Consider the following 24,812-nt stretch of genomic DNA (forward strand, 5'->3'; position numbering starts at 1 on the left):
ATGATGGCCTAGCGCCTGCGCAGAAGGCGCGGCGCTGCCGGTCCCGGCTCCAGCCCGCCGCGCAGCCCGTCCAGTACCCCGTCGCGCAGTTCCATTCCCTCGGGCCACGGGCCAAAGCCCGCCTCGGTATCGATATGTCCGGCGCGACCGATATCCACCGGCTCCGCCCCCCAAAGGCGCGCCTGCCGCATGGCGGCGGCGAAGGGCAGATGCGGGTCGTTGCGGCTGGCGACCAGCAGGGCGGGGACGGTGATGCGGCCTTCCGGCAACGGGCCCGAGTCAGGGTCGGCCGGCGCCACCAGCAGCGCGCCCGCGACCTGCAGTTGCGGCCAATGGGTCAGCAGCCGCGCCGCGACCACCGCACCATAGCCATGCCCGACCAAAATCGCCCCCGGATGCGCCAGGATCGCGCCGGCGACCTGCATCTCCCAGGCATCGGGGGCATCGGCGGCCCAAGGCTCTTGCGCCACGATCAGCGCGGCCGGGTCACGCATGGCCCACCAGTGCTGCCAATGGGCCACCTCGGCGCCGTGACGGCCCGGGATGATCAGTGTCTTGGTCATGGATCTGCGCCCCTGTGTCCTGCTCTGCAGCGGGAACGCGGGGCGCAGGGGGCGGTTCCGCAGGCGCGTATGCAAGACTGCGTGACGGCGCTTATGCGCTCAGGCCTCGAGCACCAGCAGATCGGCGGGCGAGATCGAGACCTGCACCTTGTCGCCCGCGGCAGGGGGCGGGGTGTCGGGCCGGTTGAAGGTGTCGAGCGACAGGGTCGTGCGCCCGGCGCGGGCCTGCACCCGGATCACGGCGCCGAGGAAATGTACCTCGCCGATTTCCGCATGCAGCACCAGCGGGCGCCCGTCGGCCAGGCCAAGGCTGACAGCCTCGGGCCGGCAGGCCAGCGTCACCCGTCCCGGCTTCAGCGGGCGGCCAAGGCTGATCTCGGTGGTGCCGATCCGCACGGTGCCGGTTTCGGGCAGGGTCACATCGGCCTCGATCAGGTTCAGCGTGCCGACGAATTGCGCCACGAAGCGGGTGGCGGGGCGGTTGTAGATCTCGAACGGCGCGCCGACCTGTTCGGCCACGCCGCCATTCATCACCACGATCCGGTCCGAGATCGACAGCGCCTCTTCCTGATCATGCGTGACGAAGATGGTGGTGATGCCAAGCTCGCGCTGGATGTCGCGGATCTGGGTGCGCAGGCTGACGCGGATCTTGGCATCGAGCGCCGAGAGCGGCTCATCGAGCAGCAGCACCTGCGGCTGCACCGCCAGCGCCCGGGCCAGTGCCACGCGTTGCTGCTGGCCGCCCGACAGCTGGAACGGATAGCGGCCGCCCAGATCGGGCAGGCCGATCATCGCCAGCATCTCCTTCACCCGCGCGTCGCGCTGCTCTGCCGGGGTGCCCTTGATCTTCAGCCCGAAAGCCACGTTTTCCGCAACGGTCAGGTTCGGGAACAGCGCATAGGCCTGAAACACCATGCCGATATTGCGCTGGTTCGGGCGCAGGCCGACGATGTCCTTGCCGTCGACGATGATCGCGCCGCTGGACGGGGTTTCGAACCCCGCCACCATTCGCAGCACCGTGGTCTTGCCGCAGCCCGACGGACCCAGCAGCGAGACGAACTCGCCCCTTTCGATCTCGAGGTCGAAATCCTTGACGACGCGGGTCGTGCCAAAGGATTTTTCCAGATGCGCAATCTTCAGAAAGGCCATCAGCGTTGCGCCCTTGTGTGTTTGGAAAGCCGGGTGACCAGCTGGATCAGGCCCATGCAGGCCCAGGTTATGGCAAAGGCGATCACTGCCAGCGCGGCCGGCTCATAGGCCTTGTTGGCGCCGACCAGCTGCAGGTAGGGGCCAAAGGCCGGGCGGTTCAGCAACGCCGCCATGGTGAACTCGCCGATCACCACCGCGAAGGTCAGGAACGCTCCCGACAGCACCGCCACCAGCACGTTGGGCAAGATCACCCGCGCGAAGATCTGCACCCAGCCCGCGCCCATCGACTGCGCCGCCTCGGTCAGCGTGGCGATGTCGATGGTCCGCAGCCCGGTATCGACAGCGCGGTACATGTAGGGCAGGGCCAGCGCCGAATAGCCGAACATCAGCAGGATGTTGGTGCCCATGGTCGAGCCGGTCAGCGGCAGCCAGCTGGAGGTGTTGTAGAGCCGGATATAGCCGAAGACGATGACGATCGCCGGGATCACCAGCGGCAGCAGGGTGATGAACTCGATCACCGGGCGCAGCTCGGGCATCTTCAGGCGGACCCAATAGGCGGTGGGCACCACCAGCAGCACGCCAAAGACGATGGTGAACAGCGCCATCATCACCGAATAGGAAAAGGTCGCTCGGAACACCGGGTCGGACAGCACCGACATGTAGGCATCGAGCGAATAGACCCCGCGCCGCATCGACAGCGAGAACTCGGTCATCCCCAGCAGCGGCAGGATGAAGATCAGCGATCCCAGCAGGAACGCCGTCCAGGACATGAAGCGCATCATTTCTGCCACCTCTCGGCCCGGGCCCGCAGGATCAGATAGGCCGCATTGGCCCCGCCGGTAATGACGATCATGCCAAAGGCCAGCGCATACCCAAGGCCGGGATTGCCCAGAACGTCGCCGCGGATCTGGCTGAACAGCAGGATCGGCGCGATGTTCAGTTGCGGGCCGGCCAGCGCAAAGGCGGTGGCGACCGCGCCGAAGGAATTGGCGAACAGCAGCGCGAAAGTGCCCAGAAGGGACGGCAGCAGGATCGGCAGCGCCACCATCCGCCAGTATTGCCAGCCGGTCGCCCCCAGCATCGAGGCCGCCTCGCGCCATTCGCGCTTCAGCCCGTCCAGCGCCGGGGTGATGATCAGGATCATCAGCGGCACCTGGAAGAACAGGTAGGTGATGATCAGCCCGGTGGTCGAGAACAGGTTGAACCCGGTCGCGGCCCGCAGGTTGATGCCGAATTCGGTGCGCAGCCATACGGTGATCAGCCCCGCCGGGCCGATGGTGGCGATGAAGGCAAAGGCCAGCGGCAGGCCGGCGAAGTTCGACGCCACGCCCGAGAAGGTCAGCATCGGCGAGCGGATCCCGCGCGGCAGCCCGCCGAGCACGATGGCCGCTGCCATGGCGAAACCGATGGCGCATCCCAGCAGCGCCGACCAGAAGCTCAGCCGGATCGACACCCAATAGGCGCCGCGGATCGTCGGCGTGTTCAGCCCCGCCACATTGTCCAGCGTGAAGCCGCCACCGGGCGCGCGAAACGCGCCGAACACGATCGACAGCGCCGGCAGGATCAGGAACATCAGCGCGAACAGGAAGAACGGCGCAACGCCCAGCCATCGCGGGGTCAGCATGCGGCGCACAGAGGAAAGATCGGCCATCCGGTCCCGCGATTCTGATGAAGAGGTGTCAGGCAAGGACAGGGCGGGCCCTTTCAGGCCCGCCCCGGTTCAATGGATCACTCGACCACGTTGGCGCCGACGACCGAATCCCAGCCAGCCTTGACCGCTTCGGAGTTGGCGTTCACCGCCTCGATCGACGGGAACACCGCGCGCTCGTAGGCGTCGGCCGGGGGCAGCTTGTCCAGCATGTCCTGCGGGACCACGCCCTTGGCGACCAGATCGTTGAAGCGGATCGGGTGGCAGTAACCGGCCAGCCAGCCCAGCTGACCCTCGTCGCTGTAGAGGTATTCCATCCACAGCTTGGCGGCGTTCGGCTGCGGCGCATAGGCGCTGATCGCCTGCACATAGACACCCGCAAGCGTCACGTCCGACGGCACGATGACATCGGCCGGCGGGTTGCCGTTCAGGCCATCGCGCCACGACAGCGCGTTGTAGTCCCAGGCGATGACGATCGGCGTGGTTCCCTGGGCGAGGGTGCCGGCCTTGCCGATGACCGGAACGAAGTTCCCGGCCTCGTTCAGCTCCTTGAAGAACGCGAGGCCCGCTTCGGCAGCTTCCGCACCCGGCTCGGCGCCGCGCGCCATGCCGGCCGCCAGCACACCCAGGATCGCCTGGTTGGAGGCGCGCGGATCGCCCGCCAGCGCCACCTGACCGGCATATTCCGGCTTCAGCAGGTCCTCGAAGGACATCGGCGGGTTCGGCACCAGATCGGTGTTCACCACGAAGGCCATCACGCCGTAATAGTCGCCATACCAGTTGCCGTCGGCATCCTTGGCATCTTCCGGGATCGTGTCCCAGGTGGCGACCTTGTAGGGCTGCAGCAGGCCTTCAGCCTGGGCGGCCGGACCGAAGGACAGGCCGACATCCAGAACGTCCGGGGCTTGCGGGCCCTTGTTGTCCTTGTTGGCCCGCACCGCTTCCAGCTCGTCGGCCGAACCGGCATCGGGGTTCAGCTCGTTCACGCTGATCTCGGGATACTTGGCCTTGAAGCCGGCGATCACGTCGCCATAGCCACACCACGAATGCGGCAGCGCGATCGTGGTCAGCATGCCTTCCGCCTTGGCGGCGGTCTCGATCTCGGCCAGCGACTGCGCCTGGACCAGCGTGGTCGAGGCCAGCAGCGCGGCAAGGGCAAAGGCGCCCGACGCTTTCACGGTCGATTTCATTTCAAACTCCCTGTTGGTCCGGTTGGATCAGAGGGGCCCCGCGGTACGAACCGAGGGGCCGATGCCCGGACGCCTATCTCTCGGATACGTCAATCATGTGACAGCAGCTAAGCGCGGGACGCGCTGTCTGGCAACAGTCTCGTTCGCAGGCCAACGAAAGCAGAACCCCGGGCGCGATTTGCCTTAATTGCGGGCGGAAGCCGTGGCGCGTCAAGGACTTGGCGCAGGGGGCCGGGCGGCGAATCTTCGCGGTCAACATGCGGGTGACACCGCGGCATTGGCGAATCAGGACCGATTCTGCCACCTGCTTCCTTACGCGCCCACGAAGGCTTGGGTCAGCTCGCTCTCGGGCGATGTCAGATCCGCGATCACGTCGAAATGGTGGTGGCCCGGCACCTCGACCAGCCGCAGATCCGTGTCGAACCCGGCCCAGGCATTGGCGATCAGCGCCGACTGGCGGCGGAATTCCGGCCGTTCATCGACGCCGACCCAGGTCGTCGCCGCCGTGCCGGGGCGCGGCTCGGCAAGGGCAGGGCTCTCGGCCCGCGCCTCGGCCAGCGTCAGCCCCAGCACGGCGTTCATCTGCGTCGCCAGCAGCGGGCGCAGGTCATGCACGCCGCTGATGGACAGCACATGCTGCACGCGCGCCGCCACCGCTTCGGGCAGCGGCGTCTGCGTGCAGGCCATCCGGGCCACCAGATGCCCGCCCGCCGAATGCCCCGCCAGCCGCAGCGGCCCCGGCACCAGTTCGGCGGCGGCAGTGATCGCCCGCGCCACCGCCGCGGTGATCTCGGCAATCCGCGCCTCTGGCGCCAAGGGATAGGAGGGCAGGGCGACCGCCCATCCCCGCGCCCGCGCCCCCGCCGCCAGATGCGACCACAGCGACTTGTCGAAGGCCTTCCAGTAGCCGCCATGCACGAAGACACAGAGCCCGCGCGGCTCCCCCTCTGGCAGGAACAGGTCCAGCCGTTCCCGCGGGCCCGCGCCATAGGCGATGTCGAGTTGCCCGCCCGCCCCCTCCACGCCCGCCCCCTCCCGGAACGCCCCCTCCCGGAACGCCGCCGCGTCGGCCTGCCAGCGTGGCACAAACGCCTCCGCATCCGGAATATGCGCCCCGTTGGCATAGGCATTATCCCAGTCGCGCATCGCCTGTCTCCCGTCCCGTTCGCCGCCACCTTCGCCAACCGGCCTCGCCGCCGCAAGACCCCTGCGAGGCACCGTGCGCCGGGCAAATATCCCAAAAACGGCAGAACCCGGCCGGTTTCGGGACAGAGCGCGCGCGAAATCTCGCGCGTGCAGCATTCTGCGCCGCCCGAACGCAGAAGCCCCTTGCTTTTTTGCCATGTCAGGCGACATAGCGCCCCTGACAGATATTCCCGTGGAGTTCCGCCTTGCGCCGTCCCGCCCCGTGCCCGCCCGCCCGCCGCTCGCCCCTGCTGCGCCTTGTTGCGCTGGCCGCGCTGGCGCTGCCCCTTGCCGCCACAGCCGAGACGGTGACGCCGGTGGCGGCCGAAACCGCTGCCCCCTTCACCCCGGCCCTCGCCGCGCCGCAGCCGTTTTCCTTCGAGCTGCTGGCCGAACGGGCCAGGGCGCTGGCCGCCGCGCCCTATCAGGCCCCGAGGGTCGCGCAGCCCGACGTGCTGGAGCGGATCGACTATGACGCGCATTGGCGCATCGCCTTCCGGCCCGAGGCCACCGTCAAGGTCGGCGACATGCCGGTGCAGTTCTTCCACCTCGGCACCTATTTCCGCAGCCCGGTGAAGATGGCCGTGGTCGAGGGCGACCAGTCGCGCGAGGTGGTCTATGACCCGCGCTTCTTCGACATGCCCGAGGACAGCCCGGCGCGCGCTCTGACGGACGGCACCGGCTTTGCCGGCTTCCGCCTGATGCGCGAGGACCTCAAGACCGACTGGATCAGCTTCCTCGGCGGCGCCTATTTCCGCACCGATGGCGCGCTGCGCCAATACGGGCTCTCGGCCCGGGGCCTCGCGCTCGACACCGGCCTCGGCACCCCCGAGGAGTTCCCCCGCTTCACCGAATTCTACATCGAAGAGCCCGCCGACGGCTCGTCGGACGTCATCATCCACGCGCTGATGGACAGCCCTTCCGTCACCGGCGCCTACCGGATGAAGACCACCCATGCCGAGGGCAAGGGCCAGGTCATGGAAATCTCCAGCCGCCTCCACTTCCGCGCGCCGGTCGAACGGCTGGGGATCGGCCCGCTGACCTCGATGTTCTGGTATTCCGAAACCAACCGCGTCCTTGGCTTCGACTGGCGCCCCGAGGTGCATGACACCGACGGGCTGATGATGGTCATGGGCAATGGCGAGCAGATCTGGCGCCCGCTCAACAACCCGGCCCGCGTGGTGACCTCCAGCTTCCTGGGGCAGGACATCAAGGGATTCGGCCTGATCCAGCGTGACCGCAACTATGCCAATTACGAGGATGACGGGGTCTTCTACGACAAGCGCCCCGCGGTCTGGATCGAGCCGATGTCGGGCTGGGGCGCGGGCGCGGTGCAACTGGTCGAGATCCCGACCAATGACGAGATCTACGACAATATCGTTGCCTTCTGGAACCCGGCCGAACAGCCCGTCGCCGGCAGCCAGATGCAGTTCGACTACAAGATGCACTGGGGCATCGATGCGCCGGTGGAAACCCCGCTCGCCCGCACCGTCGCCACACGCATCGGCGCCGGCGGCATCCCCGGCCATCCGCGCCCGCCGGGGCACCTGAAGATGGTGCTGGATTTCGAGGGCCCCGCAGTCAAGGGCCTCGGCCAGCAGGACGGCGTCACCCCCGAGATCACCCTGCCCGAAGGGGTGGAGCTGGTGCAGGCGTATACCCTGCCGGTGGTGGGCACCGACCGCTGGCGCCTGATCTTCGACATCGCCGCGCCGGGGGTCGAGACGGTGGACATGCGCGCCTATCTGTCGCGGAACGGCGCGCCGCTCACCGAAACCTGGCTCGGCCAGGTCCAGCCGGCGCAATACGACCGCGCCCGCTGAGGGCGCCACTCCCCGCACTCCCCCATCTTCTTTGCCCAAATATCCCGGGGGTGCGGGGGCAGCGCCCCCGCGATGCCCGAACGCAGCCAGACCGCAGCCCCGCCTGCGAGGCTGCGCGCCCTTGCAGCGCCGCCCGCCAACGCCCCGGAAACCGTTCTTTTCAAGGCTGCTGCCGACCCGTCATGATTGACGCATTCCTGCGCCTCGGCCATAGGAAGGCAGGATTCCGTCACAGGGTCGTGGCGGGGGGTGAATGTAATTCAAGGGAGGACGGCTATGGGTGGTTTACTAGCCCTGTCTGCAGTCATCGACCGGGTGAACGAGATCATCGGAAAGGCCGTGTCCTGGCTGATCCTGGTGGCGGTGCTGGTCAGCGCTGCCAATGCGGTGGTCCGCAAGACGATGAACATCTCGTCGAATGCCTGGCTCGAACTGCAATGGTATCTGTTCGGCGCGGCGTTCCTGCTGGCTGCGGCCTATACGCTGAAGCAGAACGAGCATATCCGCATCGACATCGTCTATGGTGCCTTCTCGCGCCGGGTGCAGCACTGGATCGACCTCTTCGGCCATGTGGTCTTCCTGATGCCGTTCTGCGCGCTGATGATCTATTACCTCATCCCCTACACCACCCGCTCCTATACCTCGGGCGAGGTGTCCACCAATTCCGGCGGCCTGATCATCTGGCCCGCCAAGGCGCTGCTGCTGGCCGGGTTCTCGATGCTGGCGCTGCAGGGCATTTCCGAGATCATCAAGAAGATCGCGGTGATGCGCGGGCGGATTCCCGATCCCGTCCCCTTCATCTCGTCGCATGACGCGGCAGCGGCCGAGGCCGAGGCGCTGATCAAGGAGATCAAGAAATGATGGTCTTCATCGCCGAAAACCTCGCGCCGATCATGTTCGTCTCGCTGGTGGCCTTCCTGCTCATGGGCTATCCGGTGGCCTTCTCGCTGGCTGCCAATGGCCTGTTCTTCTTCTTCATCGGGGTAGAGCTTGCGCCGCTTTCGGGGGGCAACATCAACCTCTCCTGGCCCTTGCTCACCGCGCTCCCTGACCGTTTCTTCGGCGGGGTCATGGCGAACGATACCTTGCTGGCGATCCCGTTCTTCACCCTGATGGGCATCATCCTCGAACGCTCCGGCATGGCCGAGGATCTGCTCGACACCGTGGGCCAGCTCTTCGGTCCGGTCCGCGGCGGGGTCGCCTATGCCGTCATCATCGTGGGCGCGCTGCTGGCCGCCACCACTGGCGTCGTTGCCGCCTCGGTGATCGCCATGGGCCTGATCTCGCTGCCGGTCATGCTGCGCTATGGCTACAACCGCGGCGTCGCCAGCGGAGTGATCGCGGCTTCGGGCACATTGGCGCAGATCATCCCGCCCAGCCTGGTGCTGATCGTGCTGGCCGACCAGCTCGGCCGGTCGGTCGGTGACATGTACAAGGGCGCGCTGCTGCCGGCGCTGCTGCTGACCGGGCTCTACATCCTCTACATCATGATGCTGTCGATCTTCCGTCCCTCCTCGGTCCCGGCGCTGCCGCCCGAGGTGCGCACGCTGGGGCGCGGCGTCACCTCGCTGATGGTGGCCTTCGCGGCGCTGATGGCGATCGGCTATGGTGCCCATGTCTGGCTCTCGCCCACCCACGGCACCAATGCCGACATTCTGGGTGCCGTGGTCGGGGTTCTGGCGATCTACGCCTTCACCCTCGCCGACAAGATGCTGGGCCTGAACATCATGTCCCGGCTGGCGCAGCAGGTGATCATGGTGCTGATCCCGCCGCTGGCGCTGGTGTTCCTCGTGCTTGGAACGATCTTCCTCGGCATCGCCACCCCGACCGAGGCAGGCGCGATGGGGGCGGTCGGCGCCATGGTGCTGGCCTTCTTCAAGCGGCGGCTGTCCTACACGGTCATCAACCACGCCGTCGCTGCCACCACGCGGCTGTCGGCCTTCGTGCTGTTCATCCTGATCGGCGCGCGGGTATTCTCGCTGACCTTCTACGGCGTCAACGGCCATATCTGGGTCGAACATCTGCTGACCGCGCTTCCTGGGGGCGAATACGGCTTCCTGTTCGCGGTGAACCTGATCCTGTTCTTCCTCGGCTTCTTCCTCGACTTCTTCGAGCTCGCGTTCATCATCGTGCCGCTGATCGTGCCCGCGGCGAACAATCTCGGGATCGACCTGGTCTTCCTGGGCGTGATCCTGGGCATGAACATGCAGACCTCGTTCCTGACCCCGCCTTTCGGCTTTGCGCTGTTCTACCTGCGCTCTGTCGTGCCGAAGTCCCGCTATCTCGACAAGGTCACCGGCCGTCAGATCGAGGCTGTCCGCACCCGCGACATCTATACCGGCGCGATCCCCTTCATCTTCATCCAGGTGCTGATGATCCTGCTGGTGATCGCCTTCCCCGGGATGGTGATGCACTACAAGGGGCCGGTGGTGGACACCTCGAACGTCACCATCACCCTGCCGCAGATGCCGGGCCTTGGCGGCGGAGGGCTTGGGGGCGGTTTGGGTGGTGGTGGCTTGGGCGGAGGCCTGGGCGCCCCCGGCGCCGCTCCGGCTCCGGGTGGCCTCGGCGGCGGTCTCGGCACCCCGCCGGGCCTCGCCCCGGGTGCAGCCCCTGCGCCAGCCCCTGCTGCGCCTGCCCCCGTGGTCCCGGGGCTTGGGCTGCCGCCCGGGCTTCAGGCGCCCGCGCCCGCGAACTGAGCGGGCCTCGGCTCCCTCGACCGGCGGCCCGAAAGGGTCGCCGGTTTCGTTTGGGCCGGGGGACCCAAGGGCGCACCCCACCTTTCCCCCCGCCCGCGCTTGCGCTAGGTCTGGCGCGAACAGGACAGGATGCCCCCCATGCCGGATCTCGCCACACTGCTGCCGATGCTGGCGCTGCTGCTCGTCACCGGCGCGCTGGCCGGGCTGGTCGCCGGGCTTCTGGGCGTGGGCGGCGGCATCGTGCTGGTGCCGGCCTATTTCTACATCTTCGTCGGCCTTGGCCATGACGGGCCCGGCCTGATGCAGGTCTGCCTGGCCACCTCGCTGGCCACCATCATCGTCACCTCGGCCCGGTCCGTCATGTCGCACAACCGCAAGGGCGCGGTGGACTGGCAGATCCTGCGGCACTGGGCGCCGGGCATCGCGGTTGGCGCGCTGGTCGGGGTGCTGGTGGTGGCGCAGTTGCGCACGCAGGCGTTGCAGGCGATCTTCGGGCTGCTGGCGCTGACCGTGTCGCTCTATATGGCGCTTGGCCGCGATCAATGGCGGCTGGGGCCGCAGATGCCGGGCCTGGCGGTGCGCGCGCCGCTGTCGGGGGCGGTCGGCTTCCTGTCGGTGCTTATGGGCATCGGCGGCGGCAGCTTCGGCGTGCCGCTGATGACGCTGTACAATGTTCCCATCCACCGCGCCGTCGCCACCGCGGCGGGCTTCGGCATCACCATCGCGCTGCCCTCGGCAGCGGCCTTCCTGCTGGTCCCGGTCGAGGGTGCGCCGCCCTACACGGTCGGCGCCGTCAACATGCCCGCCTTCGCCCTGACCATCGCCATGACCCTGATCACCGCCCCGATGGGCGCCGCGCTGGCGCACAGGATGGACCCGAGGCCGCTGAAGCGGGTGTTCGCGGTGTTCCTGGCGGCGGTGGCGCTGAACATGCTGCGCAAGGCGCTCGGCTACTGACGCTCGCGCCGCAGCCGCCCCTCATGCCCGCCGCGCCGTGCGCCAGCCACCCGCGGAGCGCGGCCCGGCAGCTCTGCAATCACCGCCCGCCGCGCCTCGGGGCTCATGCCGCTCCAGCCGCCGATTTCGGAAAGCGTGCGGTAGCAGCCCATGCACAGCCCTTCGGCCGGGTGCATCACGCAGAGCTTTACACAGGGGCTCTCGATCTCGTCGCGCTTCCAAACGTCGTCCATCATCCGTGCCGCCCCAGATGCGCCAGCCGGTCCAGCGCTCCTTGCAGGATATACCCGGCCGCCACATGGTCGATCACCTCGGCGCGACGTTTCCGCGACGTATCCGCCTCCAGCAGCGCCCTTTCGGCGGCGACGGTGGACAGGCGCTCGTCCCAATAGGCGATCGGCAGCTCCGTCAGCCGGGAAAGGTTGCGGGCAAAGGCGCGGGTGGACTGGCAGCGCGGGCCTTCCGAGCCGTCCATGTTGAACGGCAGCCCCAGGATCACCCCGCCGAGCTCGCGCTCCGCCGCGATCTTCAGCACCGCCGCGGCATCGAGCGTGAACTTCTCGCGCCGGATGGTGTGAAGGGGCGAGGCGACGCTGCGGAAGCGGTCCGACACCGCGACGCCGATGGTCTTGGTGCCAAGGTCGAGCCCCGCCAGCGCCCGCATCGGCGGCAGCGCGGCGGCGAACTCGGCCATCGTCTCGTGGATCATTGCAGCACGCCCGCGGCGCGGGCGGCAGCGGCAACCTTCTCCAGATCATCGGGTGAGGCGGCAAAGATATCCTGCGCCTCGTTCCAGATCGCCGAGGCGCGCTCGGTCTCGCCCAGAACCCCCAATGCCCCGATCAGCCGCGCCCAGTCGTCCGAGGTGCCGCCCTCACCGGCAAGCCGGGCGTTCAGCCCCTCGACCATGCCGCGGATCATCACCTCGCGGTCCTCGGGGGTCATGTCCGCCGCCGCCTGCATGTCGTCCTCGCTCGGCCCGCGGCTCTCGGCCGAGGGCGGCGTGTAGCCTTCCTCGCCCGCCAGCCAGGCCAGCTCGGCAATCGAGGCCCGGATCGGCGGCATCCAGGGCGCATCCTCCGGCCCCTCTTCCAGCAGCCCGCGCCAGACGGTGAAGGTGCGGTCCGGCCGCCCCGCCTGCGCCAGCATCAGCCCCAGGAAATAGCGCGCAGAGCCATTGGCAGGGTCCAGCTCCAGCGCCCGCGCCAGCACCGCCTCGGCCTCGGGGCTGACCACGCCGCCCGCCGCCAGGATCATCAGCTCCGCCAGCGCGGCATGGTCCTCGCCGCTCGCCGCATCGCCCTTCAGCGCGATCAGCCGGCGCTGCGCTTCCCAGGCGGCGCGGTAATTGCCGACCGCCGCCTCGTTGCGCGCCAAGAGCTCCAGCCCCTCGGTATCGTTGGGCCGCGACGCCACCGCGCTGCGCAGCTTGTCCATCAGCTCCGCCATCCGCGGATCGGCCGGGGGGGCAGGGGCCATGTTCAGCGCTGCCGTCTCCTCGGCCTCGTCCTGCGGCAGCCGGGCGGCATAGACCTCTTCGGACATCGCCACCCGCCGCGCCAGCGGCAGGTCGCCATACCCCGGCGCGCCGAGGCTCTGGTACACGAAGAACGACCCCGCCAGCACCAGCGCCCCGAACACCGCCACAACATAGGGCCCGGGGCCGGAAGCACGCGCCGGGGCCGCCGCCGCCTGCCGGTCGGCCTCCAGAATCCGCCGCGAAATCTCGGCCTTCGCGCGCTCCGCATCCTCCGGCGCCAGCACGCCGCGGGCCAGATCGCGGTCCAGCTCGGCCAATTGGTCGCGGAACACCCGCAGGTCATAGGCGGCAGCCGGCGCATCGGCGCCGCGGCCGCGCATATAGGCGCGCGCCAGATACAGCGCCACGGCAAGGGCCAACGCGATGGTCAGGGTCCAGAACAGCATGTTTCCTCCGCAGGTCTGCCTCCATGTAGGGCCAAGCGGCCCCGCACAAAAGCCCGAACTGCCGCAGCGCCCCGCCGCATTGCGCGCGTTCTGTCGCAGCCCCGCCGCACAGCCATGTCGGTTTCTTCCCGATTGCGCCGCTTGCCGCGCTGCCGCACTGATGAGGGCGGGCGATGAAGCGGGCAGGGCGCCCCGCAAGGGTGGCCCGCAGATTCGGCCGGGCAGAAGGGGCAGCACATGACGCGATATTCGGTTTTCGCCGTGGCACGCGAGGCGCTGCGCTGGCATTCGGGGTGGGAGCGAGCGTGGAAAAGCCCCGCCCCCAAGAAGAAATACGACGTGGTCATCGTCGGCGCCGGCGGCCACGGCCTCGCCACCGCCTATTACCTCGGCAAGAACCACGGCATCCGCAATGTCGCGGTGATCGAGAAGGGCTGGCTCGGGGGCGGCAATACCGGGCGCAACACCACCATCATCCGCTCCAACTACCTGCAGGACCCCTCGGCCGCGATCTACGAAAAGGCCCGTAGCCTCTACGAAAACCTCAGCCAGGACCTCAACTACAACGTCATGTTCAGCCCCCGCGGCCTCTTGATGCTGGCGCAGACCCACCATGAGGTCCGCGGCTACCGCCGCACCGTCTATGCCAACAACCTGCAGGGCGTCACCACCGAATGGATCGAGCCCGCCAAGGTCAAGGAGCTGGTGCCGATCATGAATATCGAGGGCCCCCGCTACCCGGTCCTCGGCGCGCTCTACCAGGCCCGCGGCGGCACCGCCCGCCACGACGCGGTGGCGTGGGGCTATGCCCGCGCCTGCTCGGCGATGGGCATGGATATCATCCAACAGTGCGAAGTCACCGGCGTTCGCACCCTGAACGGCCAGGTGCAGGGCATCGACACCACCCGCGGCGCCATCGACTGCGCCAAGCTCGCCATCGTCGTCGCGGGGCACTCCTCGGTGCTGGCCGAAATGTCCGGCTTCCGCCTGCCGATCGAATCGATGGCGCTGCAGGCCCTCGTCTCCGAACCGATCAAGCCCTGCATGGATGTCGTCGTCATGGCCAACACCGTGCATGGCTACATGAGCCAGTCCGACAAGGGCGAGATGGTGATCGGCGGCGGCACCGACGGCTTCAACAACTACACGCAGCGCGGATCGTGGCAGCATGTCGAGGAAACCACCCGCGCCCTGATCGAGACCTTCCCGATGCTCAGCCGCCTCAAGATGCTGCGGCAATGGGGCGGCATCGTCGACATGACCGGCGACCGCTCGCCGATCCTGTCGAAAACCTCCGTCGGCGGCATCTTCGTCAATTGCGGCTGGGGCACCGGCGGCTTCAAGGCCATCCCCGGCTCCGGCTGGGCCATGGCGGAGCTCGTCGCCAAGGGCGAGCCCGGGCCCCTCGCCGCCGAGTTCGGCCTCGACCGCTTCAAGGAAGGCCGCTTCATCGACGAAAGCGTCGCGGCCGGGGTGGCGCATTGATGGCCTCGGGGCTCACTTCACCGCTTCTTTCGACGTCGGGGGCGTTGTCGTTCCCACTCAAACTGCGTCTGCAACTCCGTCATTGCGACGACGTCATCGCTCGCAACGCCGTCGTCGTCGCAGCGATCAAACGCACGCCGCGCCAAGGTTCGCGTCTCCTCGTCTCGGTGGTAACGCGCCCATACCTCAATGCTCTGCAAATGCTTCATTCGCTCGGTCCTGTTTTGTTCGACTTGCGAACCAGTCTGAGCGCTGCGTCGGGATCGAGAGATGCACGCAGTAAAACAAGGCGTTTTGTGGCGTTCTGGCCCTCCTTCCCCCTTTGCCTTTTCCAAATATCCCGCGGGGGTCCGGGGGCGCGAAGCCCCCGGCGCCTGCCACAGACAGGCCCTCTGACATGCTGACCCTCACCTGCCCCCATTGCGGCATCCGTGCCGAGGAAACCGAGCTCTCCCCCGGCGGCGAGGCGCATCTGAAGCGCTACGGCCCCGGTGACAGCGACGAGCAGTTCGAGGCCTACATGTTCGCGCGGAAAAACCCCAAGGGCGTGCATTTCGAGCGCTGGCGCCATGCCTATGGCTGCGGCAAGTGGTTCCTCGCCGCCCGCTGCACCGCCACTCTCGAGGTGTTCGGCACCTATCCGGCGCAGGTCTCGGCCCCGCCCGAGCCTATCATCGAGGCAATCCGGGCCCGCCGGCCCGGCTGGGAGGCAGGACAATGAGCGCGCGTCTCTCTCGCGGCGGGCGGCTGATCGACCGCCGCGCCCCGGTCACCTTCCGCTTCGACGGCAAGCCGATGACCGGCTTTGCCGGCGACACGCTGGCGGCGTCCTTGCTGGCCAATGACCAGATGCTGGTCGGGCGCAGCTTCAAGTATCACCGCCCGCGCGGCATCGTCGCCTCGGGCGCGGAGGAGCCGAATGCGCTGGTCGGCCTCGGCCAGGGCCCGCGCTTCGAGCCGAACCAGCGGGTGACCACCACCGAAACCTTCGAGGGGCTGACGGCGATCAGCCAGAACCACTGGCCGAGCCTCGATTACGATATCGGCGCGGTGAACGGGTACCTGTCGCGTTTCCTGCCGGCGGGCTTCTACTACAAGATGTTCCTCTGGCCGCGGCCGTTCTGGAAGCATGTGTATGAACCCTTCATCCGCCAGTCCGCCGGCCTCGGCAAGGTGCCGCAGGAGGCCGATGCCGACCGCTACGAGCAGGCCTATGCCTTCGCCGATCTGGTGGTGGCGGGCGGCGGCATTGCCGGGCTGACGGCAGCGCTGACCGCGGCGCGCGCCGGCAAGCGGGTGATCCTTCTGGAACAGACCGCACATTGGGGCGGGCGGGCGCCGGTGGATGGCGACGAAATCGACGGGATGGCGGCGGATCTTTGGGTGAAGAACGCCGTGCAAGCCCTTGAAGGCATGGCGAATGTCACGATGCGCCTGCGCACGATGGTGTCGGGCCTCTACGACCACGGCTATGCGCTGGCCTATGAGCGTGTCGCCGACCACACCCCCGGCGACGGTCGGCCTCGCCACCGGCTGTGGCGGATCCGGGCGGGCAAGGTCATCGCCGCGACGGGGGCCATCGAGCGGCCGCTGTCCTTTGCCGGCAACGATATTCCGGGTGTGATGCTGGCCGCGGCGGTGCGCGACTTCGTGGTGAACTGGGCCGTCAGCCCCGGCGACCGCAGCGTGGTCGTCACCAACAACGACGACGCCTATCGCACCGCGCTGGCGCTGGCCGATGCCGGGCTGGTTGTGGCTGCCGTCATCGACGCGCGGCCCTCGGTCACGGGCGATCTGCCCGCACAGGTCCGCGCCCGCGGCATCCGCGTGCTCGAAGGCCGCGGCATTGCCAAGGTCAAGGGCGCCAAGCGCGTCACCGGCGTTGCGATCTGCGCGCAGCAGGGCGAGGGCGCCGTGCTGGAGGAAATCGCCTGCGACGTGGTGGCGATGTCGGGCGGCTGGTCGCCGGTGGTGCACCTCTGGAGCCATTGCGGCGGCAAGCTGATCTGGGACGCGGACGCCTCGATGTTCCGCCCCGACGCCGCCCGCCCGCCGACCGGCGATGCCGGGCAACCGATGGCAGCGACCGCCGGTGCCGCCTCGGGCGCGCTGCAGACGGCGGCGGTGCTGGCCGACGCCCATGCCGCGGCGGGCGGCGAGGGGCTGGCGCCGCAGGCGACAGGCCCGGCCGAGGCGCCGATGCTGCCGGTGTGGATCATGCCGCAAGGGGCTGGAATCGCTCTGAAATCCAAGATGTGGCTGGATTACCAGAACGACGTGAAAGTCTCCGACGTGCAACTCGCCGCGCGCGAGGGGTATGAGAGTGTGGAGCATACCAAGCGTTACACCACGCTCGGCATGGCAACAGATCAGGGAAAGCTTAGCAATATCAATGGCCTCGCGGTACTTTCTCATGCATTGCATCAAGAGATCCCCGCAACCGGCACCACCACCTTCCGCCCGCCCTATACGCCGATCAGCCTCGGCTCCATCGGCGGCGAGGCGCGGGGCGAGATCTTCCAGCCGCTGCGCCAGACGCCGATGCACGACTGGCATTCGGCGCAGGGCGCCTATTGGGAGCCGGTGGGCCAATGGCGCCGCCCCTATTGCTACAAGCGCAGCGGCGAGACGGCGCATGAGGCGGTCAACCGCGAGGTCATCAACACCCGCAGCAATATCGGGCTGCTCGATGCCTCGACCCTCGGCAAGATCCTGGTGAAGGGCGCCGATGCCGGGCGGTTCCTCGACATGCTTTATACCGGCGTGATGTCGACGCTGCCGGTGGGCAAGTGCCGCTATGGGCTGATGTGCAACGACAATGGCTTTTTGATCGACGATGGCGTCGTGGTGCGGATGTCGGAAGACAGCTGGCTCTGCCACACGACGACGGGGGGCGCCGACCGGATCCATGCGCATATGGAAGACTGGCTGCAATGCGAGTGGTGGGACTGGAAGGTCCATACCGCCAACCTGACCGAGCAATATGCGCAGGTCGCCATCGTCGGCCCCAAGGCCCGGATGCTGCTGGAAAAACTCGGCGGCATGGATGTCAGCCGCGAGGCGCTGCCGTTCATGACCTATGCGGAGGGCACGCTTGGCGGCTTCCGCGCGCGGGTGTTCCGCATCAGCTTCTCGGGCGAGCTGAGCTATGAGGTTGCGGTGCCGGCCTCGGAGGGCCTTGCCTTCTGGGAGGCTTGCGTGGCCGCGGGCGCCGAGTTCGGGGCGATGCCCTACGGCACCGAGGCGCTGCATGTGCTGCGCGCCGAGAAGGGCTTCATCATGATCGGCGATGAAACCGACGGCACGGTGATCCCGCAGGATCTGGGCCTTGGCTGGGCGATTTCCAAGAAGAAGGCTGACTATCTGGGCAAGCGCGCGCAGGAGCGCAGCCATATGGCCGACCCGAACCGCTGGAAGCTGGTGGGGCTGGAAACGCTGGACGGATCGGTGCTGCCCGATGGCGCGCTGGCGGTGGCCGAGGGCGTCAACGCCAATGGCCAGCAGAGGACGCAGGGGCGCGTCACCTCGACCTATCACTCGCCGGTGCTGAAGAAGGGCATTGCCATGGGGCTGGTACTGAACGGGCCAGGCCGGATGGGCGAGGTGCTGGACTTCCCGGTGGATGACGGGAAGGTCGTGCAGGCGCGGATCGTGGATCAGGTCTTCTACGACAAGGACGGGGAGAAGCAGAATGTCTAATGCTGTCAGTGCCCTTGCGGGGCGAAGCTACAGTGGTTTCTCAACTGTGCGCGAGGCAGGACTGGTCGGCATGGTCACCCTGCGCGGTGACTTGGAGTCCCCCGAACTGGCGGTTGCGGTTCTGGCGGCGACCGGCTGCGCAGTGCCGGCGCAGCGGCGGCGCACCGTGGCGGGTGACTGGTCCGTCTGCTGGATGTCGCCGGATGAGCTGCTGCTTGTTGGCCCCTATGCCTCGGCGCCGGGGCTGGTGGATCAGCTGACGGCGGCGCTGGCGGGGCAGCATGCACTGGCGGTCGATGTGTCGGATGCGCGGGCGAGTTTCCGGGTCAGCGGCCCGAAGGCGGCCGAGGTGCTGATGAAGCTCTGCCCGGTGGATTTCTCCGCGCTGGAGGCGGATGAAGTGCGCCGCACAAGGCTGGCCCAGATCGCCGCCGCGCTGTGGACATCGGGGCCGGAGGAATACAGCCTTGTCTGCTTCCGCTCGGTCGCCAGCTATGCCTTTGGGGTGCTGGAAAACGCCGCGCGGCCGGGGTCGGAGCTGTTCTCGGGGTAGGCGGCAAGGGGCGCAGAGCGGAGTTTTCAGGCGCTCTGCCCTTGACCTCGCGGCGGCGGGTGCCTCTATAGACCTTAACACTCCCCCGCGCGAAAGGACCGACCAGATGGCTTTCACCCTTCCCGATCTTCCCTATGCCCATGATGCGCTGGCATCGCTTGGCATGTCCAAAGAGACGCTGGAATACCACCACGACATCCACCACAAGGCCTATGTCGACAACGGCAACAAGCTGATCGCCGGCACCGAATGGGAGGGCAAGACGGTCGAGGAGATCGTCAAGGGCACCTACCAGAAGGGCGCCGTGGCGCAGAACGGCATCTTCAACAATGCCAGCCAGCACTGGAACCACGCCCAGTTCTGGGAGATGATGGGCCCGGGCGAAACCGGGATGCCCGGCGATCTTGAAGCTGCGCTGACCGAGGCCTTCGGGTCGGTCGCCAAGTTCAAGGAAGACTTCGCCGCCGCCGGCGCGGGCCAGTTCGGGTCGGGTTGGGCCTGGCTGGTCAAGGATGCCGATGGCAGCCTGAAGATCACCAAGACCGAGAATGGCGTGAACCCGCTGTGCTTTGGCCAGACCGCGCTGCTTGGCTGCGATGTGTGGGAGCATTCCTATTACATCGACTTCCGCAACAAGCGTCCGGCTTACCTCACCAACTTCCTCGACAAGCTGGTGAACTGGGAAAACGTCGCCTCGCGCATGTAAGCGCACTGACGGAATTTGTAGAAAGGCCCGCCGTTTGGCGGGCCTTTTGCGTTCGCTTTGCGGATTTTTGCCGAAGGCCGGGCAGGGGCGAAAAACATCCCTACATCAAAGGGGTGCCGCGTGTTGGCGGCGCCCTGCAAACGGAGGATCGTGATGCTGTTTCTGACAACCGGAACCTGGGTGGTGGTGGCGGACGGCGCCAAGGCGCTGCTGCTGGAGAATACCGGCACGGCCGAGGCGCCGCAGCTGCGCGTGGCGGGCAAGGCGGCCATCGACAACCCGCCGACGCGCGAGCAGGGCACCGATCAGCCGGGGCGCAGGGACGGCCCCGGTGGCGCGCCCGGCTCGGCGATGGAGCAGACCGATTTCCACCGGCTGGGGGAAGAGGCGTTTGCGCGTGACCTTGTCGCCGATCTGGAAACACGGCTGGCCGCCGGTGAGATGAAGCGGCTGGTGCTGGCGGCGCCGCCGCAGATGCTGGGAAGCCTGAGGGCGGCGATGGGGCCGGCGCTGGCGGGCGCGGTGATTGCCGAGCTGCCGAAGACGCTGACCGGGCACCCGACGCCGGAGATCGCGAAGATCGTCGCCGATCATCTGGCGGCGAAGTAACCCCCGGCCTCAGGCTCAGCCGAAGTCGCCGGTCAGGCGGGTTTCAAGCTCATCCAGGCTGGCGACCGGCACCATGTAGCCCGCCAGCGAGCGTTCGGCGAAGCCCTCGGCGATGACGGTTTCGGCCATGGCCAGCAGCGGGTTCCAGTAGCCCTCGGTGTTCAGCAGGTAGATCGGTTTGCTGTGCAGGCCGATCTGCCGCCAGGTGACGACCTCGAACAGCTCGTCGAGCGTGCCGGCGCCGCCCGGCAGCACCACGATCGCGTCGGAGTTCATGTACATGACCTTCTTGCGCTCATGCATCGTCTCGGTGATGACGAAGGTGCTGATGTCGCGCTTGCCGACCTCCTTGCCCAGCAGATGCACGGGGATCACCCCGAAGGTCTCGCCCCCCGCGGCCTGCGCCGCCCGCGCCACCTCGCCCATCAGCCCGACATCGCCCGCGCCATAGACCAGCCGCCAGCCGCGTTCCGCCAGCATCCGCCCCATGCCCTGCGCCGCCGCGGTATAGGCCGGGCGGGCGCCGGGACGCGAGCCGCAGAAGACGCAGACGGAACGTGTGTATTTCGGCATCGGGCAAGATCCTTGGCGTTGGGCAGGTTGCAGTTGCTTTGACCCCTGATACCGGCGTTGCTATGCTCGCTCAAGCGCGCCGGGGGGCCGCTGCAACGGGGATGCGGGAATGTCGGATAAGACGCAAGGCGCGGCGGTCGGGGATGCCGCCGGCGCAGAGGCCGGTATGGCGACGGCTGGCGGCATGGCGGGGGGCGCTGTGCGGGTGGTCGGCGGCGTGGCGGCCGGGCTGGCGCTTGGCGCGGTGATCTGGTGGGGGCTGGCACGGCCCCCGGCCGAGGAGGCGGCGGTCGAGCCGCAGCCGCTGGCGGCGGTGCCCTCGGTGCCGGAGCCTGTCGCAGGGGCACCCGTTGCCGAGCCGGCCCCGGCAGCCGAGAGCGCGGCCGTGGACCCTGCACCGACACCCGAGGCCGTGGTGGCAGAGACGGCACCGGAGGCCGCTGCCGCCGTGGAGCCGGGGCCCGAGCCCGAGCCCGAGCTTGCCGCCACACCCGAACCGCCCGCCGATCCCTCGATGCCCAGCTTCGACACCGTGCGCGCCGATGCCATGGGCGGGGTGCAGGTGGCGGGCCATGCCGCGCCGGGGGCGACCGTCGCGCTGATGGCGGACGGGGCCGAGGTGGCGAGTGCCGAGGCCAATGCCCGCGGGGATTTCGCCTTCCTGACCGACCTGCCGCTGACCGGCGCGCCGCGCGAGTTGAAGCTGCAGGTGACCGATGCCGCGGGCACGGTGACGACCTCGCAGCAAAGCGTGGTGCTGGCGCCGCGGGCGCGGCCGGAGGCGCAGGTTGCAGAGGCGGTGGGGCAGGTGGCCGCGGTCGAGGCCGTGGCACCCGGGACGAGCGCCGCGGCCGATCCCGCGGCCGATCCCGCGGCCGATCCCGCGACCGAAGCCGAACCCGCGATCGAACCCGCCGCCGAGGCGCCGACCGTGCTGCTGAGCGACGGGTCGGGCCTGTCGGTTCTGTCGCCGCCGCGGATGGGCGGCAATGTGGTGATCGACTCGATCAGCTATGATGCGGAGGGCGCCGTCACGCTGGCCGGGCGGGCCGGGGGCGCGGGCGAGGTGCGGGTCTATGTGGACAATGCCGCCTTCGCCTCCGCGCCGATCGCCGCGAACGGTGCCTGGCAGGTGCTGCTGCCGGAGCTGGCGGGCGGCATCTACACGCTGCGCGTCGATGAGGTGGATGTGTCCGGCAAGGTCGTCTCGCGCTTCGAGACCCCGTTCCAGCGCGAGTCGGCCGAGGTTCTCGCCGCCGCGATGGAGGCGACGCGGCCGGTGCCTGCGGTTGCCAGCGACGAGATTGCCGCTGAGCCTGCCGCTGAGACTGTGGCCGCAGGGCTGCCCGAGATCGCAGCCGCCCCCGCCGAACCCGCCGCGCTGGCCACTGGCGCCGTGCCGCAGGCCCCGGCGGTTCTGGCGGCGGTAGAGGCGGACGGCGCCGCCGAGGCCCCGGCCACCGCCGCCGCCGATCCGCTGCCCACGCCGCAGCTGATCCAGGTGACGGTGCAGCCGGGCTTCACGCTCTGGGCCATCGCCACCGACAATTATGGCGACGGCTTTGCCTATGTCCGGGTGTACGAGGCGAACAAGGCGCAGATCCGCGATCCGGACCTGATCTATCCCGGGCAGGTGTTCACGGTTCCCGAGCAGGACTGACCGCAGGAATGATCAGCGGCGGGGTGGTGCCGGTGCCAGAGCACACCCCTGCCGGTCGCCGCGAGCGGCAGCATTCCCGCACCTCGGGGTGATCGAGGCAGCAATCGTTCAAGAGATACCCGAAGGTCTGGCCGATGCCGGCGAAATCCGCGGCATAGAACACGTTGCGCGATTCCTTGCGGGCGGTGATCAGCCCGGCCTGTTCCAGTGCCGCAAGGTGGAAGGACAGGCGCGAGGCGGAAATGCCAAGCTGGCGGGCGATGTCGCCGGCGCTGAGGCCCTCCTTGCCGGCGGGCACCAGCAGGCGCACCAGATCCAGCCGGGTCTCGCTGGCCAGCGCCGACAGCGCGGAGAGAACTTGGCGACGCTCCATGTTTCAACTACTCGTGAATCGTTGAAGTAACCTGAGAGATACGGTATCCGGGCCCCCAGATCAACGACGGGCGGATCACGAGATGCGATCCGCCAGGGCCGCCGCGGCAAAGCCGGGCGGCAGGAGAGACAAGATGGCAGACAAACCCGCGCGCAAGCAGGCCAGCGGTATCCGCACGATGCGCCGGGTGGCGCCCTATCTGTGGCCCGAGGGGCAGAGCTGGGTGAAGCGGCGCGTGGTGCTGGCGCTGGTGGCGCTGGTGCTTGGCAAGGTGATCTCGATCCTGATCCCGTTCCTCTACAAGGGCGCGGTGGACAGTCTGGCGGGCGAGACCGGCGACGGCGCGCTGCTGGCCATCGGTGCCATCGGGGTGACGGTGGCGTATGGCGTCGCGCGCCTCATGTCGGTTGGCTTTGGCGAACTCCGCGATGCGATCTTCGTGCGCGTCGGCCAGCGGGCGCTGCGGCAACTGGCGCTGGAGACCTTCACCCATATCCACGCGCTCAGCCTGCGCTATCACATCACCCGCAAGACCGGGGGCCTCAGCCGGATCATCGAGCGCGGGGTGAAGGGCGTCGATTTCCTGCTGCGCTTCATGCTGTTCTCGGTCGGGCCGCTGATCCTGGAACTGGCGATGGTGGCGATCATCTTCGCGCTGGTGTTCAACGTGTGGTACATGGCGGTCGTGGTGGTGACGATCTGGGCCTATGTGACCTTCACCTTCAAGGTCACCGAATGGCGCGTGAAGATCCGCAAGCAGATGAACGACCAGGATACCGATGCCAACCAGAAGGCCATCGACAGCCTGCTGAACTACGAAACCGTCAAGTATTTCGGCGCCGAGACCCGCGAGGCGCAGCGCTATGACGCCGCCATGCAGGGCTATGAGGGCGCGGCGGTGAAGACCGGGCAGAGCCTTGCGGTGCTGAACTTCGGGCAATCGCTGATCATCACCACCGGCCTTGTCATCGTGATGGTGATGGCGGCGATGGGGGTGCAGAGCGGGGCACTGACGGTCGGCGATTTCGTGATGGTCAACGCCTACATGATGCAGATCACCATGCCGCTGGGGTTCCTTGGCACGGTGTATCGTGAGATCCGGCAGGCGCTGGTCGACATGGGCGAGATGTTCGACCTGCTGGGTCAGCCCGCCGAGGTGACGGACAAGCCGGGCGCGAAGCCGCTGAAGGTGGCGGGGGCGACGCTGGAACTGGACGGGGTGATGTTCGGCTATGATGCCAGCCGGCCGATCCTGAAGGGCGTCACCCTGACGGTGCCGGCGGGGCAGACGGTGGCGATCGTCGGGCCTTCGGGGTCGGGCAAGTCCACCATCGGCCGGCTGCTGTTCCGGTTCTATGACGTGACCGGCGGCGCGATCCGCATCGACGGGCAGGACCTGCGCGATGTGACGCTGCAATCGGTGCATGATGCCATCGGGGTGGTTCCGCAGGACACGGTGCTGTTCAACGACACCGTCTTTTACAATATCGCCTATGGCCGCCCCTCGGCCAGCCGGGCCGAGGTCGAGGCGGCGGCGCGGGGGGCGAAGATCCATGACTTCATCGCCTCGCTGCCCGAGGGCTATGAGACGACGGTGGGCGAGCGCGGGCTGAAGCTGTCGGGCGGCGAGAAGCAGCGGGTCGGCATCGCCCGCACCTTGCTGAAGAACCCGCCGATCCTGCTTCTGGACGAGGCGACAAGCGCGCTGGACACCCAGACGGAGCGCGACATCCAGGACAGCCTGCGGGCGATGGGCGAGGGGCGCACCGTCATCACCATCGCGCACCGGCTGTCGACGATTGCCGATGCCGACCAGATCGTGGTGCTGGAGGCGGGGCAGATCGTCGAGCAGGGCAAGCACGAGGCGCTGCTGGAGGCGGGCGGGCGCTATGCCGCGATGTGGGCGCGGCAATCGGCCGAGGTGGAGGACGAGGGCGAAGACGCGGCGGCGTAAGCTGCTTCCGGACCTTCCTTCCTTTTCTTGCCCGGAACAAGGCGCCTTGGCGCCGCCGGG

The 24,812-nt window shown here is 68.1% G+C and carries 23 protein-coding genes; 12 read left to right on the forward strand and 11 right to left on the reverse strand.

All coding sequences use genetic code 11. The annotated features are described in order from the left end of the window. Positions 1-8: 8 nt before the first annotated feature. The 6 genes from GVY41_RS03700 to GVY41_RS03725 all read right to left on the reverse strand — a co-directional run bounded on the left by GVY41_RS03700 (position 9) and on the right by GVY41_RS03725 (position 5,696). Positions 9-563, reverse strand: a complete 555-nt coding sequence (locus tag GVY41_RS03700) for an RBBP9/YdeN family alpha/beta hydrolase (RefSeq protein WP_161343589.1) — start codon at positions 561-563, stop codon at positions 9-11. 99 nt (positions 564-662) lie between these two features. Next, on the reverse strand, positions 663-1,712 hold the full coding sequence (locus GVY41_RS03705; RefSeq protein ID WP_161343587.1) for an ABC transporter ATP-binding protein: 1,050 nt from the start codon (positions 1,710-1,712) through the stop codon (positions 663-665). After that, complete coding sequence (locus GVY41_RS03710; RefSeq protein WP_161343585.1) at positions 1,712-2,494, reverse strand: ABC transporter permease; 783 nt, start codon at positions 2,492-2,494, stop codon at positions 1,712-1,714. The genes GVY41_RS03705 and GVY41_RS03710 overlap by 1 nt, the downstream gene beginning before the upstream one ends. Further along, complete coding sequence (locus tag GVY41_RS03715) at positions 2,491-3,336, reverse strand: ABC transporter permease (RefSeq protein WP_373283243.1); 846 nt, start codon at positions 3,334-3,336, stop codon at positions 2,491-2,493. Before GVY41_RS03715 ends, GVY41_RS03710 begins: the two co-directional genes overlap by 4 nt. A 104-nt stretch (positions 3,337-3,440) precedes the next feature. Continuing rightward, positions 3,441-4,550, reverse strand: a complete 1,110-nt coding sequence (locus tag GVY41_RS03720) for an ABC transporter substrate-binding protein (RefSeq protein ID WP_161343581.1) — start codon at positions 4,548-4,550, stop codon at positions 3,441-3,443. A gap of 312 nt (positions 4,551-4,862) precedes the next feature. Further along, the gene (locus GVY41_RS03725) at positions 4,863-5,696 is read right to left on the reverse strand and encodes an alpha/beta hydrolase (protein WP_161343579.1); all 834 of its coding nucleotides are present in this window, start codon (positions 5,694-5,696) and stop codon (positions 4,863-4,865) included. Between the two features lie 245 nt (positions 5,697-5,941). Between GVY41_RS03725 and GVY41_RS03730 the strand changes: the two genes are divergently transcribed. From GVY41_RS03730 to GVY41_RS03745, 4 genes are all read left to right on the forward strand, one after another. Then, the gene (locus GVY41_RS03730; protein WP_229725927.1) at positions 5,942-7,558 is read left to right on the forward strand and encodes an OpgD/OpgG family glucan biosynthesis protein; all 1,617 of its coding nucleotides are present in this window, start codon (positions 5,942-5,944) and stop codon (positions 7,556-7,558) included. 276 nt (positions 7,559-7,834) lie between these two features. Then, positions 7,835-8,419, forward strand: a complete 585-nt coding sequence (locus GVY41_RS03735; protein WP_161343577.1) for a TRAP transporter small permease subunit — start codon at positions 7,835-7,837, stop codon at positions 8,417-8,419. Beyond that, positions 8,416-10,257: a TRAP transporter large permease gene (locus GVY41_RS03740; RefSeq protein ID WP_161343575.1), complete on the forward strand. Its 1,842-nt coding sequence runs from the start codon at positions 8,416-8,418 to the stop codon at positions 10,255-10,257. The genes GVY41_RS03735 and GVY41_RS03740 overlap by 4 nt, the downstream gene beginning before the upstream one ends. Positions 10,258-10,395: 138 nt before the next feature. Then, positions 10,396-11,214: a sulfite exporter TauE/SafE family protein gene (locus GVY41_RS03745; protein ID WP_161343573.1), complete on the forward strand. Its 819-nt coding sequence runs from the start codon at positions 10,396-10,398 to the stop codon at positions 11,212-11,214. Here the strand turns inward: GVY41_RS03745 and GVY41_RS03750 are convergent. Genes GVY41_RS03750 through ccmI form a run of 3 tightly spaced genes read right to left on the reverse strand, consistent with a single transcriptional unit; the run spans position 11,208 to position 13,140 of the window. After that, positions 11,208-11,450 carry a DUF1289 domain-containing protein gene (locus GVY41_RS03750; RefSeq protein WP_161343570.1) on the reverse strand — a complete coding sequence of 81 codons (243 nt, stop codon included), beginning with the start codon at positions 11,448-11,450 and terminating at the stop codon, positions 11,208-11,210. The two genes, GVY41_RS03745 and GVY41_RS03750, sit on opposite strands and share 7 nt — an antisense overlap. After that, positions 11,447-11,923 carry a Holliday junction resolvase RuvX gene (ruvX, locus tag GVY41_RS03755; protein WP_161343568.1) on the reverse strand — a complete coding sequence of 159 codons (477 nt, stop codon included), beginning with the start codon at positions 11,921-11,923 and terminating at the stop codon, positions 11,447-11,449. The genes GVY41_RS03750 and ruvX overlap by 4 nt, the downstream gene beginning before the upstream one ends. After that, a complete protein-coding gene (ccmI, locus tag GVY41_RS03760) occupies positions 11,920-13,140 on the reverse strand; it encodes a c-type cytochrome biogenesis protein CcmI (RefSeq protein WP_161343566.1) in 1,221 nt (406 codons plus the stop codon). Before ccmI ends, ruvX begins: the two co-directional genes overlap by 4 nt. Before the next feature lie 237 nt (positions 13,141-13,377). Between ccmI and GVY41_RS03765 the strand changes: the two genes are divergently transcribed. The 6 genes from GVY41_RS03765 to GVY41_RS03790 all read left to right on the forward strand — a co-directional run bounded on the left by GVY41_RS03765 (position 13,378) and on the right by GVY41_RS03790 (position 20,192). Further along, entirely contained in the window at positions 13,378-14,625 is a 1,248-nt protein-coding gene (locus GVY41_RS03765; protein ID WP_161343564.1) for a sarcosine oxidase subunit beta family protein, read from the forward strand. A 397-nt stretch (positions 14,626-15,022) separates the two neighbouring features. Further along, positions 15,023-15,346 (forward strand): sarcosine oxidase subunit delta, encoded by a 324-nt coding sequence (locus GVY41_RS03770; protein WP_161343562.1) that lies wholly within the window; start codon positions 15,023-15,025, stop codon positions 15,344-15,346. After that, positions 15,343-18,324 carry a sarcosine oxidase subunit alpha family protein gene (locus GVY41_RS03775; protein ID WP_161343560.1) on the forward strand — a complete coding sequence of 994 codons (2,982 nt, stop codon included), beginning with the start codon at positions 15,343-15,345 and terminating at the stop codon, positions 18,322-18,324. The genes GVY41_RS03770 and GVY41_RS03775 overlap by 4 nt, the downstream gene beginning before the upstream one ends. Next, the gene (locus GVY41_RS03780; RefSeq protein ID WP_161343558.1) at positions 18,317-18,877 is read left to right on the forward strand and encodes a sarcosine oxidase subunit gamma; all 561 of its coding nucleotides are present in this window, start codon (positions 18,317-18,319) and stop codon (positions 18,875-18,877) included. The genes GVY41_RS03775 and GVY41_RS03780 overlap by 8 nt, the downstream gene beginning before the upstream one ends. A gap of 106 nt (positions 18,878-18,983) precedes the next feature. Then, entirely contained in the window at positions 18,984-19,583 is a 600-nt protein-coding gene (locus tag GVY41_RS03785; RefSeq protein ID WP_161343556.1) for a superoxide dismutase, read from the forward strand. 153 nt (positions 19,584-19,736) lie between these two features. Further along, on the forward strand, positions 19,737-20,192 hold the full coding sequence (locus GVY41_RS03790) for a baeRF12 domain-containing protein (RefSeq protein ID WP_161343554.1): 456 nt from the start codon (positions 19,737-19,739) through the stop codon (positions 20,190-20,192). A 15-nt stretch (positions 20,193-20,207) separates the two neighbouring features. On the opposite strand, the gene GVY41_RS03795 is transcribed toward GVY41_RS03790, so the two are convergent. Next, entirely contained in the window at positions 20,208-20,765 is a 558-nt protein-coding gene (locus GVY41_RS03795) for an LOG family protein (RefSeq protein WP_161343552.1), read from the reverse strand. Positions 20,766-20,874: 109 nt separating this feature from the next. On the opposite strand from GVY41_RS03795, the gene GVY41_RS20170 reads away from it, so the two are divergent. Further along, positions 20,875-22,425: a LysM peptidoglycan-binding domain-containing protein gene (locus GVY41_RS20170; RefSeq protein ID WP_229725928.1), complete on the forward strand. Its 1,551-nt coding sequence runs from the start codon at positions 20,875-20,877 to the stop codon at positions 22,423-22,425. On the opposite strand, the gene GVY41_RS03805 is transcribed toward GVY41_RS20170, so the two are convergent. Then, positions 22,403-22,798 carry an ArsR/SmtB family transcription factor gene (locus GVY41_RS03805; RefSeq protein ID WP_161343550.1) on the reverse strand — a complete coding sequence of 132 codons (396 nt, stop codon included), beginning with the start codon at positions 22,796-22,798 and terminating at the stop codon, positions 22,403-22,405. The two genes, GVY41_RS20170 and GVY41_RS03805, sit on opposite strands and share 23 nt — an antisense overlap. Positions 22,799-22,931: 133 nt before the next feature. Here GVY41_RS03805 and GVY41_RS03810 point away from each other — a divergent pair, with 133 nt between their 5' ends. Beyond that, a complete protein-coding gene (locus tag GVY41_RS03810) occupies positions 22,932-24,752 on the forward strand; it encodes an ABCB family ABC transporter ATP-binding protein/permease (protein WP_161343548.1) in 1,821 nt (606 codons plus the stop codon). Positions 24,753-24,812 lie beyond the last annotated feature (60 nt).

The organism is Frigidibacter albus (assembly GCF_009908165.1).
Taxonomy (GTDB): domain Bacteria; phylum Pseudomonadota; class Alphaproteobacteria; order Rhodobacterales; family Rhodobacteraceae; genus Frigidibacter; species Frigidibacter albus.